The 15877-nt window shown below is 40.9% G+C and carries 14 protein-coding genes and 2 pseudogenes; 11 read left to right on the top strand and 5 right to left on the bottom strand.

Annotated elements, in window-relative coordinates; translation table 11 throughout:
* Positions 1-4 precede the first annotated feature (4 nt).
* The gene (gene cysS, locus A3712_RS07900) at positions 5-1378 is read right to left on the bottom strand and encodes a cysteine--tRNA ligase (RefSeq protein ID WP_063522982.1); all 1374 of its coding nucleotides are present in this window, start codon (positions 1376-1378) and stop codon (positions 5-7) included.
* A gap of 601 nt (positions 1379-1979) precedes the next feature.
* Between cysS and A3712_RS07905 the strand changes: the two genes are divergently transcribed.
* Positions 1980-2792 (top strand): protein-tyrosine phosphatase family protein, encoded by an 813-nt coding sequence (locus A3712_RS07905; protein ID WP_063522983.1) that lies wholly within the window; start codon positions 1980-1982, stop codon positions 2790-2792.
* 74 nt (positions 2793-2866) lie between these two features.
* On the opposite strand, the gene A3712_RS27330 is transcribed toward A3712_RS07905, so the two are convergent.
* Positions 2867-3007, bottom strand: coding sequence for a hypothetical protein (locus tag A3712_RS27330; RefSeq protein WP_157618724.1), 141 nt, complete (start codon positions 3005-3007; stop codon positions 2867-2869).
* A 348-nt stretch (positions 3008-3355) separates the two neighbouring features.
* Here A3712_RS27330 and A3712_RS07910 point away from each other — a divergent pair, with 348 nt between their 5' ends.
* From A3712_RS07910 to A3712_RS07920, 4 genes are all read left to right on the top strand, one after another.
* Positions 3356-3745 (top strand): hypothetical protein, encoded by a 390-nt coding sequence (locus tag A3712_RS07910; protein ID WP_063522984.1) that lies wholly within the window; start codon positions 3356-3358, stop codon positions 3743-3745.
* A 414-nt stretch (positions 3746-4159) separates the two neighbouring features.
* Positions 4160-4480 carry a DUF4156 domain-containing protein gene (locus tag A3712_RS27335; protein WP_157618725.1) on the top strand — a complete coding sequence of 107 codons (321 nt, stop codon included), beginning with the start codon at positions 4160-4162 and terminating at the stop codon, positions 4478-4480.
* A 147-nt stretch (positions 4481-4627) separates the two neighbouring features.
* Entirely contained in the window at positions 4628-4933 is a 306-nt protein-coding gene (locus tag A3712_RS07915; RefSeq protein WP_004739420.1) for a DUF6482 family protein, read from the top strand.
* Between the two features lie 346 nt (positions 4934-5279).
* Positions 5280-5912, top strand: coding sequence for a LysE family translocator (locus A3712_RS07920; protein WP_063522985.1), 633 nt, complete (start codon positions 5280-5282; stop codon positions 5910-5912).
* 36 nt (positions 5913-5948) lie between these two features.
* Here the strand turns inward: A3712_RS07920 and A3712_RS07925 are convergent, their stop codons facing one another.
* Positions 5949-6140, bottom strand: coding sequence for a hypothetical protein (locus A3712_RS07925; RefSeq protein WP_063522986.1), 192 nt, complete (start codon positions 6138-6140; stop codon positions 5949-5951).
* A 179-nt stretch (positions 6141-6319) separates the two neighbouring features.
* On the opposite strand from A3712_RS07925, the gene A3712_RS07930 reads away from it, so the two are divergent.
* Positions 6320-6691 carry a DUF2237 family protein gene (locus tag A3712_RS07930; RefSeq protein ID WP_063522987.1) on the top strand — a complete coding sequence of 124 codons (372 nt, stop codon included), beginning with the start codon at positions 6320-6322 and terminating at the stop codon, positions 6689-6691.
* A gap of 62 nt (positions 6692-6753) precedes the next feature.
* Here the strand turns inward: A3712_RS07930 and A3712_RS07935 are convergent.
* Positions 6754-7485 (bottom strand): annotated as a pseudogene (locus tag A3712_RS07935) (GTP-binding protein); the annotation flags it as partial.
* 216 nt (positions 7486-7701) lie between these two features.
* Between A3712_RS07935 and A3712_RS26625 the strand changes: the two are divergent.
* The 5 genes and pseudogenes from A3712_RS26625 to A3712_RS07960 form a co-directional block, all read left to right on the top strand.
* Positions 7702-7925, top strand: a pseudogene (locus A3712_RS26625) (IS5/IS1182 family transposase); the annotation flags it as partial.
* A gap of 101 nt (positions 7926-8026) precedes the next feature.
* Positions 8027-8947, top strand: coding sequence for an IS5 family transposase (locus A3712_RS07945; protein ID WP_063522989.1), 921 nt, complete (start codon positions 8027-8029; stop codon positions 8945-8947).
* 867 nt (positions 8948-9814) lie between these two features.
* Positions 9815-12703, top strand: coding sequence for an Ig-like domain-containing protein (locus A3712_RS07950; RefSeq protein WP_063522990.1), 2889 nt, complete (start codon positions 9815-9817; stop codon positions 12701-12703).
* Positions 12704-13071: 368 nt separating this feature from the next.
* Positions 13072-13251, top strand: a complete 180-nt coding sequence (locus tag A3712_RS28215) for a hypothetical protein (protein ID WP_004739448.1) — start codon at positions 13072-13074, stop codon at positions 13249-13251.
* A 47-nt stretch (positions 13252-13298) separates the two neighbouring features.
* Positions 13299-13886, top strand: a complete 588-nt coding sequence (locus A3712_RS07960) for a CheR family methyltransferase (RefSeq protein ID WP_063522991.1) — start codon at positions 13299-13301, stop codon at positions 13884-13886.
* Positions 13887-14013: 127 nt separating this feature from the next.
* Here the strand turns inward: A3712_RS07960 and A3712_RS07965 are convergent, their stop codons facing one another.
* Positions 14014-15651, bottom strand: a complete 1638-nt coding sequence (locus A3712_RS07965) for a methyl-accepting chemotaxis protein (protein WP_063522992.1) — start codon at positions 15649-15651, stop codon at positions 14014-14016.
* Positions 15652-15877 lie beyond the last annotated feature (226 nt).

A 15877-nucleotide genomic window follows, 5' to 3' on the forward strand; every position in this document is an offset into this window, starting at 1 on the left:
CTGATCAAAGTAACTTGGTTACGCTCGAGTGGTTAGCACTGTCGTTGACTTGATACCCCAAGGCGCGAATTTGCTCTCGGATTGTATCTGCCTCATCAAATCGCCCCTGTTGTTTCATGGATTGACGTTGTTCAGCGAGCTGTTGAACTTCCTTCGGAATGGTGACCTGTTCAACTTTTTCAAGATCAAGGCCAAATACTTGATCAAAATAAAGTAGTGTCGCTTTTTTATTGGCAGGCTCTATTGAGCTATCGGTGACCTCCCATAGTAAAGCGAGTGCTTGTGGCATGTTCAAATCACGGCTGATATGTGCAAGAAATTCAGCTTTGAACTGGTTGTCAACGCGACCACCGTCAGGCATACCAGTGATTTTTTTTCTTAATCTACGCAGTGCCTTTCGTGCGCCATTCAATCCTTCCCAAGTAAAGCTGAGCTGGCTACGATAGTGACTGGTTAGGGTTAAATAGCGATAAGCTAGAGGGTCATAACCTTTGTCGATTAGGCTTTCTAAACGCAGTGTAGAGCCCGACTTAGATATTTTCTCATTGTTCATATTTAAGAAGTAACCATGCAACCAAAAGTTTGCTTGTACATGTCCGTTTTTCGCTTGGCATTGCGCAATTTCATTGGTGTGGTGGACAGGGATGTGATCCTCACCACCGATATGTATATCGAAGGTCTCTCCCAAGTACTTTTCTGCCATCGCTGAACATTCAATATGCCACCCTGGGAAGCCATTTCCCCATGGGCTTGCCCACTCCATTTGCCTTTTCTGTTCGCCAGTGAATTTCCAAAGTGCAAAATCTGTCGGATGCTTTTTCTCCGCCATATCAACGCGAATGCCAGCTTCTAGACCTTCCTTATCTAATCGAGCAAGCTTGCCGTAGTCGGGTAGTTTGTCTGTATTAAAATAAATACCATCGCTTGTTCGATAGGTATAGCCTTTAACTTCGAGTGACTGAATAAACGAAATTTGTTCTTGAATATGGTCGGTTGCTCTGCAAGTGATAGAAGGTTTGAGAATGTTGAGCCTTTCAAGATCAGTAAAAAATGCCTTTTCAAAATATGTAGCAATATCCCAAGCTGATTTAGCTTGTTTACGTGCGCCTTTCTCCATTTTGTCTTCTCCAGTGTCACCATCAGACACCAGATGCCCAACATCGGTGATGTTCATGACATGACTAACATGATACCCATTGAGCTGTAGTACGCGTTTTAGAAGGTCTACGAACAAATAGGTACGCAGGTTACCGACATGTGCATAGTCATAAACGGTTGGGCCACACGCATAGAGGCCAACCTCACGAGGTTTAATCGTATAAAACGGGCTAAGTGCTCTATCAAGGGTATTAAAGAGCTGGAGTGTAGGTTGGTTCATAAATCATATCCTTATAAATACAAAAAGGCCGTGGATGAAAACATCAACGGCCTAGGAAAGAGAGCGATAGGTTTGCTATATAATAGGTACACTAAAGCGGCCGTAAATGAGGTATTTACAGCAACAACATAGAATTTGAGTGGAAGTAATTATTAGCGTCATTTTTTCAAACTAAAATAGATGATTTAAAAAAGCAATACATTTATTCGATGTTCATGTTTGAGCGTCATCGACGTTAGTATAGGCGCGGCCCGCGCTCCCAATATTAGGAATCAACTAAATACTGCTCAAATCTTTAGTGGTTCCTTATTTGCTAATTTAGGAAGGTCTATCAGAGGCTTTTATTCAAGAGCTTCTTTGGCTGGATTCCTATCTGAGGCACTTGCTAAGTAGAGGGTGCCTCATTGTTGGTTAGACCTTTACCCATTCCAATCCTGTTCATGGGCGTTTGCTATACTCAATTTTATCCGAAATAATTGATTTTTAATTGGTCAACCATAAAATCCCTTAGTGATTAAAATTTGAAACACGACCATTTAGCGCCTAACAAGTACTATATATCCGTATAGAAAAAAGATTTAACGACAGGGAAAAGAAGAGTATGAGAGTTCGTATTTCTGGAAGTAGTTCTGATACCGCCGAGCTACTGATGGGGATCAAAGGGGCTGCTAGACGCATTCGGTTTGACTCAAAGAGGGACCGATTTAATATCCCTCACAGTCTAAAAACTAGTATTCGTAGAGACCTAAATGCCAACTATATTAAGGTCAATGGTGAGAATATCGCTATTGCAACTCAGTACCCTTACCATCATCAGCTTGAAGCACATTTACAGCTATTGGTAGATAATAGAACCCCGGTATTAGTGGTGCTAGCAAGTATTAAAGATATTGTAGGACATCAAATGCCTGACTACTTTTCTGTTTCGGGTATCTATGGGGCTATAACGGTGACTTCAACTTTAACTGGTAAAGTGGGTCTTACCGATTCGATTGAAGCTAAAACTTACAACCTCGATATTGAAGGTTATCAAACAAACTTAACAGTACCAGTGATACACGTTCATAATTGGCCAGATCACCACACAATTACCTCAGAGAATACAGAAAAGCTGATTAGCATGATTGAGTCGGTATTGCTGGAAAGGATAAGTTTTTATACTAAGCGAAAGAGTCGTGCGGTCAGTGACCCAGATAAACTACTACCAGTAGTACATTGTAGAGCTGGTGTTGGAAGAACAGGGCAAACAATTGCTGCAATGGCAATGCGTAAACACCCTAAGCTAAGTTTGGCTTCGATCACCAAAGATTTGAGAGCGTCACGCAACGACTACATGATACAAACTACTATTCAGATGGAAACACTTGTGCAAATTGATCTTAAAACTAAAAACAAGGACTTTGGTGTTGAGTAGATCGCACTATATATCGAGTGGTCTACGCCATTGATACTGGACATAAAGTTAACGATTTTCCACACCTGTCTTTATTAATGAATTTTTAATAACGCCGTTTCAACAGTCACCTTGGTTAACATCTTTCGGAAGACATCAAGATCAGATTCAGTGTTAATTGACTTTGCTGCTTCACGAGCAAAAGCTTCGAGTACCTTTTTATCAATATTGTTCATCCTTAGCCTTTAAGGCTTAAGTTTAGACAGTTACACAGAATTTGGGACACTCTCAAAATTGGAGGGAAGGGTTAGGCAAATTAGTTTGGGGTTTTCTCTTCTAGTTTAGATAGCCATTTTCTTTCCAACCAATAAAGTGTGCTTGCAAACCGCTAACTTTAAATTGTACGTGTCGATACCCACTCTTATTGCTTATAAACTTACATATATCATTAAAATCACAAAAAAATATGCGCTTCATTGTATTTACTTTTTAAATGCCTTTAATTAACACGTAATAATTAGGTCAATAATTATTGTTTATGATAAATATTGACTGGTTATTATGCATATATTAAGAAGGTTATTATGAAAAAGACAATATTATCGTTATTTCCAGTGTTTTCATTGCTTATATCCGCATATGCAACATCTGCTGAGGAAGGGAACTTATCTTACAATGACAACACGGATAGTTGGGGCTATCCATATGTAACCGTTGCTAATTCCACTCAGTTTCACGTATCGGGAAGAGTTGATTTTGCTGTTTGTTTACAAAGTACATATGTTGCAAACAGTGGCCAACAATGGACCGATGATGAAAGAGGTGTTTGCTTAGTTACTAAAGTAACTGCAACTGTTGCTACGCCTGACGGAAACGTTGCCGCTAAACCTTACACTTCAACAGGAACATCATTCAGTAACTTTGCTGTTATTTACCGAAATGGTAATTATGAAGTCACACGTATCATAAACTAAAGTCTTTCTCTTCTAGATTATTTGCCAATTTCTTGCTAATCGATAGAAATGATAAGCACCTAGTGTATTGAATCATGTGAGTTACATTTTGCAGCACTGCAAATTAGCTCTTTTCCAATACTTGATAGTTGAAATAGGGTAAAAAGCCTAAGTGCTTTCTGTCCAGATGCTTCTCAGACAAAATTTTAACGCATTGCACATTATCAATATGATGGCTCTAAAAAGCTTTGGCCGGAAAATGCCTTGCGATTATCCGATAACGACTCCCTTATCGTTCGTGTCCGGGAACGCTCTAATGGATGTACGATGCCTTGCTTATAATTGGAATATCTCCTAACCGTTGTTATTTTTTCGGAGGTATAAGACAAGCGAAAAATGTTCATATAATACTATAGGTTATTAATAAGGTTTTAAATGAAAGTATTATTATTTGCAGCTTGTGCAGGATTGCTAGTAGGATGTACTGGCTCACAAATGGTTTCTGGTTCTGAACAAGTAAGGATTAGTAAAACAAGTCCAGATGAAAATAAATATGAATTTGTATCTGAAGTATCGTGTGAATTCGGTATGAATTTTGTCACAGTGTCAACTAACTTGCAAAATTGTCGTAATGACCTTAGAAATAAGGCTGTGCAAATAAGTGCATCATTAGTCGTTGTCGAGAATGAATCAGTCGGAAATTCAGGGTGTTCAAATTGTGTTTCAATGTTTGGTTCAGCTTATACAAAACGATAGATGATATTAAACCCAAGTTAGTATCCGATTGTTTGCACAGGAGTTCTCACTAGTTTTCCGATTGCTACGAATGAGAGAGGCAAATTTCTCACTCTGTGATCGATTTTATCACGACAGACGTAAAGCCACGGGTCAAGGAGGTGCTTAATGTCTATGCCACTCAGTAAACTGGAAAAATTTTTCTATTTCGACAAGCTTGTCATCCACTCTCTCGATCTCGCTTTGTATCAAGTCTCGGTTGTAGTCGATGGAAAAGAACACTTTGTTACTGACGATAAAGGGAATTTTTTAAGGGCGCATTCGATATTGGAGTTGCAAAAACAATGTCGTAACTTGAAAGCGAACAAACAGGTGCTTCGCCAGCAAAGTGCCTATGATGAAATGGTTGGGCAGCCAAGTAGGAATAACACTAACGAACTGGAAGTGTTGTTGATAGATAACGAGCTCTATTGAATTTAGATTGAAAGGGTAGAAAGTGCGAGTTAGGTTTGTTAGCTCGCACCTCATTAATTAACTTGAGATCGGTTTAAGTCATCGCCATCAATCCTGTTTTTTCAGTGTTTGTGGTGATGCGTGATGGCTTTTCTGGTTTCATGATCTTTTTCAGCAATAATGGACAATTCACTAAGTCATTTTTTCACGATGAAAAGTTATCCGTGTGAAGCTAAATTAGTGCATTACCAAACACGGAAATCTCTAAGAACTTCTTCGGTTGAATTTTTACCTGTGGCATTCATTCAGCTTTCATCTCAAATGATTAATCGGTAAAGTCTGGCAAACAGAAAGGAGCCAGTAAAAAATGATTGATACCACGATATTGCCACTATTCTTTGTTACCACTATATTCTTAGCAATTTCTCCCGGCCCAGATTTAGTACTCATATCAACATATTCTTCGACTCGTGGCTTTAAAGCTGGAGTAATGGTGTCAGTTGGTATTTTCATTGCGGGATTAATTCAAACACTGTTAGTAGCATTTGGCTTAGGAAAACTGATGCAAGCGATGCCACCTTTGGTATTGGTAATCAAAATTGTTGGAGCAATTTATCTATCTTGGCTTGGAGTAAATTTATTACTTACATGGCTAAAAAACAAAGGGGACGTATCTGCAAGTCAGACGATTCAGTCTTTGGGTAATAAAGATCTAGTCTACCGTGGCTTACTTAACAATATTATGAACCCCAAAGCGTTAATCTTCTTTAGTATGTTCTTGCCTCAGTTTACGCATTCTGGTGGTTCTTTGACCAGTCAGATGCTCATACTTGGAATCATTCTTAGTAGTATTGTTTTATGTATCAATATTATTTTCTCATTTTCTTTTAGTAAGCTGGGTTCTTTGCTAGGTTGTCACTTTAGTTTAAACCGTCATATCGATGGTGTATTGGGTGTGGTATTTTTGGGACTTGCTGCACGTTTAGCTACAAGTAAGTAATGTACGCATACAGCATTGGGGCTTCAGATACTTTTCTTACCCGAATGAAACGAGTTGGAGTCCAGCCCTAACTCGGAAATGCCCAAAGCCTTCATCGGTTGAATTTTTATCCGTGGCATTCTCTAGCTCGAAAATGTCCAAAGACGTGTAGACGCCGATCTCGGCAAACACATCTTTGCCACGTTCTGTGCTGGAACCAACTGTTTGCTTCAAACCTTTTTGGCTCATTTGACTAAGTTTTCGTTATGAAACTATATGGCCCCAATGAATAGCCGTTGATTTAGTGATGAAAGTATGAGGGTACCTGAAGCGGCTTGACTGGCATTTTAGTTATCGCACGTAAGCTCAAAATAATTTCGACTTCTCGACTACACTTTTATCCGAGTAACCTAATACTAGGAGTCATAATGAAAAGCACAAACAATGTACTCGGTGGGCCACTAGAGCTTTGCAGCTGCCAACCCAACACTGGATATTTTAGAGATGGCTACTGTCGCACTGCTGGCAGCGACATCGGGCAACACACTATCTGTGCCGTCATGACCGAAGACTTCCTCGCCTTCACCAAGGCTCACGGTAATGATCTTTCTACTCCCAGGCCAGAGTTTGATTTCCCAGGATTAAAACCGGGTGATCGCTGGTGTCTATGTGCACTGCGATGGAAAGAAGCTTGGCAGGCCGGGTGGGCCCCACTAGTAGTACTTGAAAGTTGTGAGGAGAGCGCCCTTGAGATTGTGCCACTTAAGGTATTGAAGATGTACGCCACCACCTCAGAGTAAGTTGAAAGACATAGCGCTTCTAACGCGAAAGCTCAAGAGCGGCAATGACGTTCCAGACGTCATTCTTCGGTTTCAGGGACACGCTCAGCTCGCATCTCTTTCAACCAGCCAGGAGCCTGCAGGGCCCAAGAGAAATCAAACGACCCAGTGTTGAGCACATAATCAAGCTCACTCTCCCCATTGGCGATTGGAATAACCTTGGCGTATGTATTGAGAGTTTTCGGTATCGCCACTAATCTGTCTAACTCTTCTTGGGGTGCTAGATCTGTCTTGCTTATTAAGATCACATCTGCAAATTCCACCTGATCAACTAGAAGATCGGTAACACAGCGATCATCGCCCTCTCCTAAAGGTTCTCCCGTATCAGTAAGCTGTTTTGCCTCATCATAGTCTCGTAAAAAGTTTACTGAATCGACCACGGTCACAATGGTATCGAGTCTAGCTAAATCATTAAGAGAAATACTACCGTCATCAGTAAAGATGAAGGCTTCTGCAACGTGTAATGGCTCTGAGATACCGGTCGACTCTATGAGGAGGTAGTCAAAGTTTCCGTCTCTTGCTAACTTAGTTACTTCTACCAACAAGTCTTCTCGCAAAGTGCAGCAAATACAGCCGTTACTTACCTCAATAAGATTTTCCTCGCTGCTGTTAAGCGAGACCTCATTCTGAACTATCGCAGAATCTATGTTGATCTCACTCATGTCGTTCACTATCAATGCAACCTTTTTGTCTTGCCGATTATTCAATATATGACTGAGTACAGTAGTCTTTCCTGCCCCAGAATCTGAATACATGAATGATGATCAGTTGCGCTTCTTTGAGCACAAGCTAGAAGAGTTGTACGATGCAACTTGTGCTCAAAGAAGCAAAGGAGAGCATTGTATCTCCAATGGAGTTTAGTGATGATAGCCACAGGGCCTCCAGCGAAGAGCAATCGCCGAATACTGTGCGGAAGTGAAAGTACAGAAGGAGCTCAAAGAGCATCAGTTCAGAGGATAGTTAAACCGCACCGTAACTTAGCAGTAGGTTGCCAGAAGTCTATGGAACCCAGAAGAATTGGAAAAAGCGGTATGGCTATCACAAGCGCTCTCTATCAGAGACAGAAATGTGCCGAGTAAAACAGCTGCTAGGTAGGAAATTAAACTTGAGAAACTACAACGCTCAAGTTGGTGAGACTTACGCTATGATTAAAGTCCAGAATAAGCTTATGAGACTTGGTATGCCTGAAACATAGTATGTCGATTAAGAATTAATCACGATGGGGCAGGCATACCTTCTTTCTGAATTAAGCAACAAAGCTTCTGATCGACTACATTCATTAATCGTCGTAGCCTTATGCCTAAACCTCGTTACAAAACAACTAACTGGAAGCAGTACAACAAAGCCTTAATCAACCGTGGTTCTCTGACCTTTTGGATTGATGAGGAAACGATAGCTGAGTGGAAACAAAACAAACAAGGCAAGCGTGGTAGACCTCGCCGATTCAGCGACTTTGCCATTACTACCGCACTGATGGTGAAACGCATTTTCTCTATGCCATTGAGAGCGTTACAAGGTTTTTTAGACTCTGTATTTAAGCTGGCTAACATCCCGCTTGTTTGCCCGCACTACACCTGTATAAGTCGTCGAGCTAAGGAAGTTGAGGTTTCATTTAAAACCAAAACCAGAGGAGCAATACAACACCTGGCAATTGATGCCACTGGCCTCAAGGTTTATGGCGAAGGTGAATGGAAGGTTAAGAAGCATGGTACTGACGGAAAGCGTAGGGTTTGGCGTAAACTGCATATTGCAGTAGATACAAGCACTCACGAAATAGTCGCAGCAGAGCTGAGTTTATCTAACGTAACCGATGCCGAAGTGCTCCCCAACTTACTCAAGCAGACGCGTCGTAAAATCATTGAAATATCAGGTGATGGTGCTTATGACACAAGGAGTTGTCATGATGCGATACGGATTAAGCGAGCGGTTGCGCTTATCCCACCACGAGAAGGGTCTGCATTCTGGGAACAAGGACACCCTCGCAATTTAGCAGTAGGTTGTCAAAAGCTCTACGGCTCTAACAAGAAGTGGAAAAAGCGATATGGCTATCATAAGCGCTCACTATCAGAGACCGCAATGTACCGAGTAAAACAGCTATTAGGTGGGAAGTTGAGCCTAAGAAATTACAATGCTCAGGTTGGCGAGACTTACGCCATGCTCAAAGCACTGAACCAACTTACAGGGCTTGGTATGCCTGAAACTCATTGTGTTGTTTGATAATTGCTCAATCTCGGGTTGTTTGATTTTCTGTCCGAATTACGCAACAAAGCCTCGATCAGATCGTCGCTTCTAGATTTAGTTCCATCAATTTAAGCAACAAAGCCGCTGTGAGAGGCGGGGTTCGGCTTGCCTTTTTAACCGTTGGATAAAATAAATACAGAAAAAGCATAAAACAGGCAGGCGTGACGCTGGGCTTTTAACGGAAGACATTTAAGTAATAGAGAGAGATTTAAATTCTAAATCGAATTATTAACTTCGAAATAGAATTAATACTCTAAGTTATATCGGTTTAAACATCACTTTTCCCCATTATTAAATTGTGATTTTAATTCAAAATAAAAATAATATCTAACTTGGATTTTTTACTGTTCTTTTGATTTAAACGTTATATTAAAAGTTGGCATTTAGATAAGAGTTAATGACCCATGGAACCTTTTTTAGCAAAATAGGCTTCATCTTAAGTGTGAGAGTTGTTGTTTTTAAAGATTCTGATATTTGATGTTTTGGCTTAAATTATTGTTATATATGGGTTTTTATTTTGGAGGGCTTTATGGTGGTTATGCTGCGAAGATCTTTTCTTATTCAGGTTAATTAAATCATTTCCACCCTTTCTAAATTAGTTCAATCTAATTTAGCTTATTCTAGGGGTGTAATTTAAAGGGGCCTTACATAATTTTATTTTACGAAATTTCGGGCTTTATCTCATAATTAAATAAATTTTGACATTTATTCAATAAGTAAAAGTTTAATTCCTTTTTGGTTAATTTATTGTGTAAATTAAGTGTGCTTGCAAGGGGTAATGAATTTCCAATTGCAGGTTTATTGCAGAAATAAAATAATTAATATAAAGCTAAGGAATCAAGTATGTATCTAAGAAAGAGCAGTGCTAAACAGATTCACTCTATTGGATATCGCGCGTTAGGGCTAACAATGCTTTGCTCTGGCTTATTGTTGAATCCAATTTCACAAGCCATGGCTAGTGAGTTCAGTACTGATGCGGTAGCTCAGTCAGAAAGTGAATACTGGAGCACCTATAAGCTAGATATCACAAACACGGGCTCAGATAGCGCAGATATGCGTGAAGCCGTGATCGAATTTTTATTGCCAGTAGCGATTAACGAGATCAACTGGGCGTCGAACCATCTTTCTTACCCATCATGGGAAATCTCTCATACGACGCAGGCGGGTGGGGTATTGAACGCAGTGACATTGACGTTCCCAGAGGGCTCTTGGGTTGATAGTGAGCTGGCCTCAGGTGAATCTGCGGCATTGACTATCTCTTTCGGTGGTGAACTGACGGATCTGAATGCATTTGAGAATTCTGTTGTGGTGAAAGTGGATGGCGAAGTTGTTCCTTCACCAGAGCTTTCACTGGATGTTTTAGCGCCTGCTCAAAACTCAGTGGTTTACACAGGTACGAATGTTGACATCATTACGGGTGTCGAAGGTGAGGGGGCAAGCAAACTCGAGTTCTGGGCAAATAGTACCAAATTGGGTGAGCAAAACGTTGTAGAAGGTACAACAGAATACCAACAAGCTTGGCTTCCAAGCGAAGTTGGTGCAGCGTTGATCACTGTGATGGCGTTCAATGACAATGGCGATAAACTCAAAGAGAAAGCGGTTCAAGTGAAGGTAGAATCTGAATCGACGGCGCCAAATCCACCTGTGATTGAGTTTATCTCGCCAGACGCAAGTTCTTCTCATCAAAAAGGTGACAGCATCACAATTTCAGCGCATGTAACAGATGCAGATGATGACTTAGCGACGGTTAAGTTCTTCGCTAACGATTCAGAAGTGTGTTCTCTTGATGCGAAAACGACCCAAGATTTCTCTTGTGACTGGACAGAGCAAAAGGCAGGCTCTACTACGCTTCGTGCGGAAGCGAAAGATGATGAGCAACATGTCTCTAGTCAGAGCCTAACCGTTACGGTGACAGATACGAGCACAAGTTGTGGTGACATACCTCAGTACGAAGAGGGTGTGGTCTATAAAGTGGGTGATGAAGTCACTAACATTGGCAATATCTACTCATGTACGGTAGCGGGTTGGTGCGGTAACCCAGTATGGACACCAGGAACCGGTCATCCAAGTTATCCAGATGCGTGGAAAGATGCATGGGATGAAGCAGGTGAGTGTGATCCGAACCCAGTGCCAGTGGTGGACGTTCATTCACCGCAAGATGGAGAGAAAATCGCACCTAATCAAGCATTCGACGTAGTTGTCGACGCATCGGATGATACCGAAGTTGCCCGCGTTGATGTTCAATTGAATGGTCAAGTGCTTGCGACATCAAACACGCCTTCACAAGGAGATACTTTCACCATCACGGTTCCTGCCCAAGTCGAAGGCCAATACACATTGAAGGTTATTGCTTACGATGATCAAGGTGCGAGTGCAGAGGCGGCGCCAATTTCTTTAGCGATTACCGATAAAGACTTGGTTGTTTCTCTAGCATCTCCTGTCGATGGTTCAAGCTACTTCGAAGGTCGTGCGATTTCGATTAAAGCAGACGTGAAAAGCTACGAGAGCGATATTTCTTCGGTTAGCTTCATCGCGAATGGCAACGAGCTGTTTAAAGACAGTGAAGCACCTTATGAATATGAGTGGCTAGGTGCTCAGAGAGGTACATACGCTATCACAGCAAAAGCGGTGAATACGGCCAACCAAGAGCAAACGTCTGCAACGTCTAACATTACGGTCAAAGAAAGCACAGGCGGTGGCGGCTTAGTCGATAACCCTGATCGCTCTATCAGTTACCTGACGTCTTGGGGGTTGAATGACTACCAAGAGCTGTTCAACTCAGAAGGTGATGGTTACCTATTGTCATTTGGTAAGTGGGACGCAAGCGGTAACATCACGATCTCTGATGGCATGCTAACACCACCGAATTACAATCCGGACTGGATGCCAACACAGTACCTAGCATGGTCAACGCTCAAGCATGACAACGAAAATGCGACCATGATGGTTGCGTTTGGTGGTCAAACTTACGAGAGCATTTGGTCGGCGATCAGTACACCTGAAAGCCGTGAATCGGTTGCGAACGGGTTGATTGATTTGGTGCATGCACCATTCCCTGTGTACAAAAAGAACCTAAAACCTGAAGAAGTGGAAGGCGAGTGTCTTGCAACAAATTCAGACGGTAGCTGTGATTACAGCAAGTACCAATTAGCGGGTTACGTGCACATTGATGGCCTGGACTTTGACTTTGAGAAAGCGGCACGAATCTCAGACAAAGAGAACCAAGACTTAACGGCTTTGATCAAACTTATCCGTGAGAAAGTGGGTAATACGAAGGTTCTGTCTCTGACGACTTACCACGTAGGTGCGGATCCAGTTGAATGTATGGATGCGAGCGTGTTTGAAAACTGCTCTTACATTGAAGAGTCTGGCCGTTCATCTCACCACGGTGAAGTGATTGATCTGTTGAAAGCGACCAAGAACGACTTTGATTTCTTCAACGTGATGACATATGACGCGGGTCGAAACTTCTTATACGAAGTCGCGATGGCAAACTACGCTGAGTACATTGGAGACAAGTCGAAGATTGTTCTAGGTAATACGATCAACAGTCAGTGGGCACCCGGTGGTAACTTTGTTGAAACACGCCAGAACAACCTAGACCGTGCTAAATGGCAGAAAGATAACGGTTACGGTGGCTTCTTTATGTGGACGTTAGGTTCAAACAGCCAAAGTTTGAGCATGGCAGAGCAAGTGGACTACTTTAACGAGATGATTAGCGTAAGTAAGTAGTACTTACCTTATCACCTACTTGAACGACGGAAGGCGCTTATGCCTTCCGTTATTTGTTCCCCAATCATTCTGATCCCAAGATTCAGCTTTTGTTCCAAAAGCGGTTATTAGCGCTCCATAAAACTTCACATAGCATACCCTAAAGTGTGTTGGCACGATTTGCTCCCTTTATTTGGATACATGCTTTTCATTACTTGAACTCATGGCAGGAAAAAGTAAAAGGCGTGGATAAATTTAAAAATAAATTAATATAGATGAAAACCATCACCTTACATCGTATTTAATCTAAAGGATATATATTCAAGTTTGATTATTGATAGGACTTATACTTATATAATATTTTGAGTTCTCACTCTAAGGGGTTGTTGATGGATACGTTAGGTAAAGATTGCTTATTGCAATTAGTACTTGAACACTTTCAGGAAGATATTGCAAAGTCCGTTAACTTTGTGACTGGCGAGGTTGGAGTAGCATATTCAGACTTACCACATAACCTTATATTTTGTGTAAATTTATCGCTTGTCGAAAAAATTTATCCCACTAGCTAACTCGCTTCTGTTTTAAACCGGCTAAAACACAACCTCAAGGTTTAAATATGGTAACTGACAACTTTTTCTATAACTCTGAATTATATAGAGACTACAGTGAGCTTGTGATCGAAAGGCAGATGCAGGGGAGTGACTTACTTATTTGCTGTTTAGATACAGGTCAATATTACGATAGTTTTTCATTGGCAATGCTACATTCTTATTACGAACAAAAGACAGAGATGATCTCGTCTGGCTTTTGTCGGATTATGTCTTTGGTTGACAACAATAGTTTTAGAAAAATCAATTGTAAAGGGAACTTCAAAGAAAGGTTATTTAGTAACACTCGGGGGGAATTAGCTGAATACCTAGAGTCTAACAAAGTGAAAATGAAGAATAGTCACTTTTCAATCAATCGAAAAATAGAAAACAAAATCACATTTAATAACTACGACCACGTTAATTTTGATCAGTACAATAGCAGGTTAGATGCGATTGTTATCGCATCACTAACCAATGAGTATCAAGATATTATCCGTACGTATGCTCGTGACATTCTCATACATGGAGGGCATGTTTTTATCTGTGATAACTCCAATGCTCTAGAACTTAAAGGAATGCGGTGTTTGAAAAAAGGGGTTTATGTTCGTGTTTAGACTGATTTTCCTGTTGTGGCTCTCTTTGTAACCAATGGAATAAATCAGTTCTAGCAGTAGCTGCGTGCGCTACTGCTAGTCGTTTTTACGTGTAGAAAGCTTCCGCTTTTCAAACCAGATTCTTGCATCATGCAAGTTTGAAGCGGTTAATCGTACACATGAGATTTTCCGAGATACCTCTAAGTTCACGGCTCGAATGAGCCATTTCGGTAGATTCGCTCGACACTAAAGTCGCCATATCACTCAAGCTGGCTACGTTACGGTTAATTTCGTTCACGGTGAGTGTTTGCTCTTCAGCGGCAGTTGCAATATGTTGCGCCATCCCTTCAATTTTATTAACTTGCTTGTTGCTCTCATCAATCTTGCATCCTGCCTGCGCGGATAACTTTGAGGCTTTATTTGCTTTATCAACACCTTGGTGCATTACTGTAACGACATTTTCAGCACCCACTTGCAACTTTTCTATAATATTTTGAATCTCAAGTGTGGACTCCTGAGTACGTTGAGACAGGGTTCTTACTTCATCTGCTACCACAGCAAAGCCCCGGCCATGATCACCAGCTCTAGCGGCTTCAATGGCGGCGTTGAGTGCTAAGAGATTTGTCTGTTCTGCGACTCCTCGAATAACTTCCAGAACCGTATCGACATTTTTTGCATCAAGCGCCAACTTCTGGACTGCCTGTCCTGCAGAGGTAATGACTTCCGCCATTTCGTTTGCTTCTGTTACGTTATTTTGAATAATAGAGGAACTGTTCTGTGTCTCCTGCGCTGCAAACCGACTTGCTTCGTTTGCTTCAACGGTTCGCCCAGCAACTTCCTCAACGGTAGCCAGCATTTCTGTCATGGCTGTTGCTAGCATATCCACGTCGTTTCTTTGCTGATTAAGGCTATTATCTATTTGGCTAACAGAATCAGTGAGTTGCGTTGCCGATGCTGATACTTGAGTTCCAATACCCTGAATTCCGAGCATAATTGATTGAATGGACTCTACAAATTGATTGAAATATCGAGCCAAGAAAATCAGTTCTTTGCTTCCTTCTTCAGGTATACGTTGCGTTAAATCACCTTCGCCTTTTGATAGTGCTTTCATCGCAGCCAACGTACGATTCAATGGAAGAGTGATGGTTTTTATAAAGTAGCCAACGATCAGAGAGAGAACAGCTAAAATGCCTACTGCATAACCTATCGATGTCATCTCAGCTTGGTGAGTCGTCGCTTGTAAGGCGACCATATTTACACCTGAACCAACCATCCATCCCCAGGGCTCCAACATTATTGCATAACTGGTTTTTGGTTCTAGTGCCTGTTTGTTTGGGTTTTTCCAATGGTAATCAATGAACCCACCACCATTTTTCGAAATGCTGTACATCTCTCTGACAAAATATTTTCCCTTGCTATCTTGAAGGTCCATAATATTTTTCCCTAAAAGAGAGGGGACACCTGTTGCTATTTGCTTTCCTTCTCGATTACCTACAAAGATATAATTTCCACCATCAAATCGCATATTTGAGATGGTTTCCAATGCGCGTGCACGTGCTTCCTTTTCACTTAAATTTCCTATTTCACTCTGACTTTGATAATACCTAACAACGCTAACGGCGCTTTGAACTAGCGTTTTCACTCCTTTTTGATAACTCTCACGCACATGTTGGCGTGAGCCGTCTATATTTAAAATGGTATTTGCGAGTAAAGCGATTGCAAACAAAGCGAGAATCGCCCAAACTCTAATAGCAATCGATACGCTTTTTATTTCTTTAATTATCATGGATTTATCCCCTAACCAAAAATTCACTAACGTAAGAAAAAGATTTTATATAAACTTAGAACTAGAATATCTTCATTTTTATATTACAAAATTAGCACATAAAAATTATTTATTTTGGTGACTAATGTAAATTAAAGAATGTCCTATTTTTAATGATAGATTGAATAATTGAACTAGTTGATTGTTAAGTTAATAAAATACATTTAAAAATAAAATTTATTTAAAT

Origin of the sequence: Vibrio sp. HI00D65 (genome assembly GCF_001635455.1) — a bacterium.
GTDB lineage: Bacteria > Pseudomonadota > Gammaproteobacteria > Enterobacterales > Vibrionaceae > Vibrio.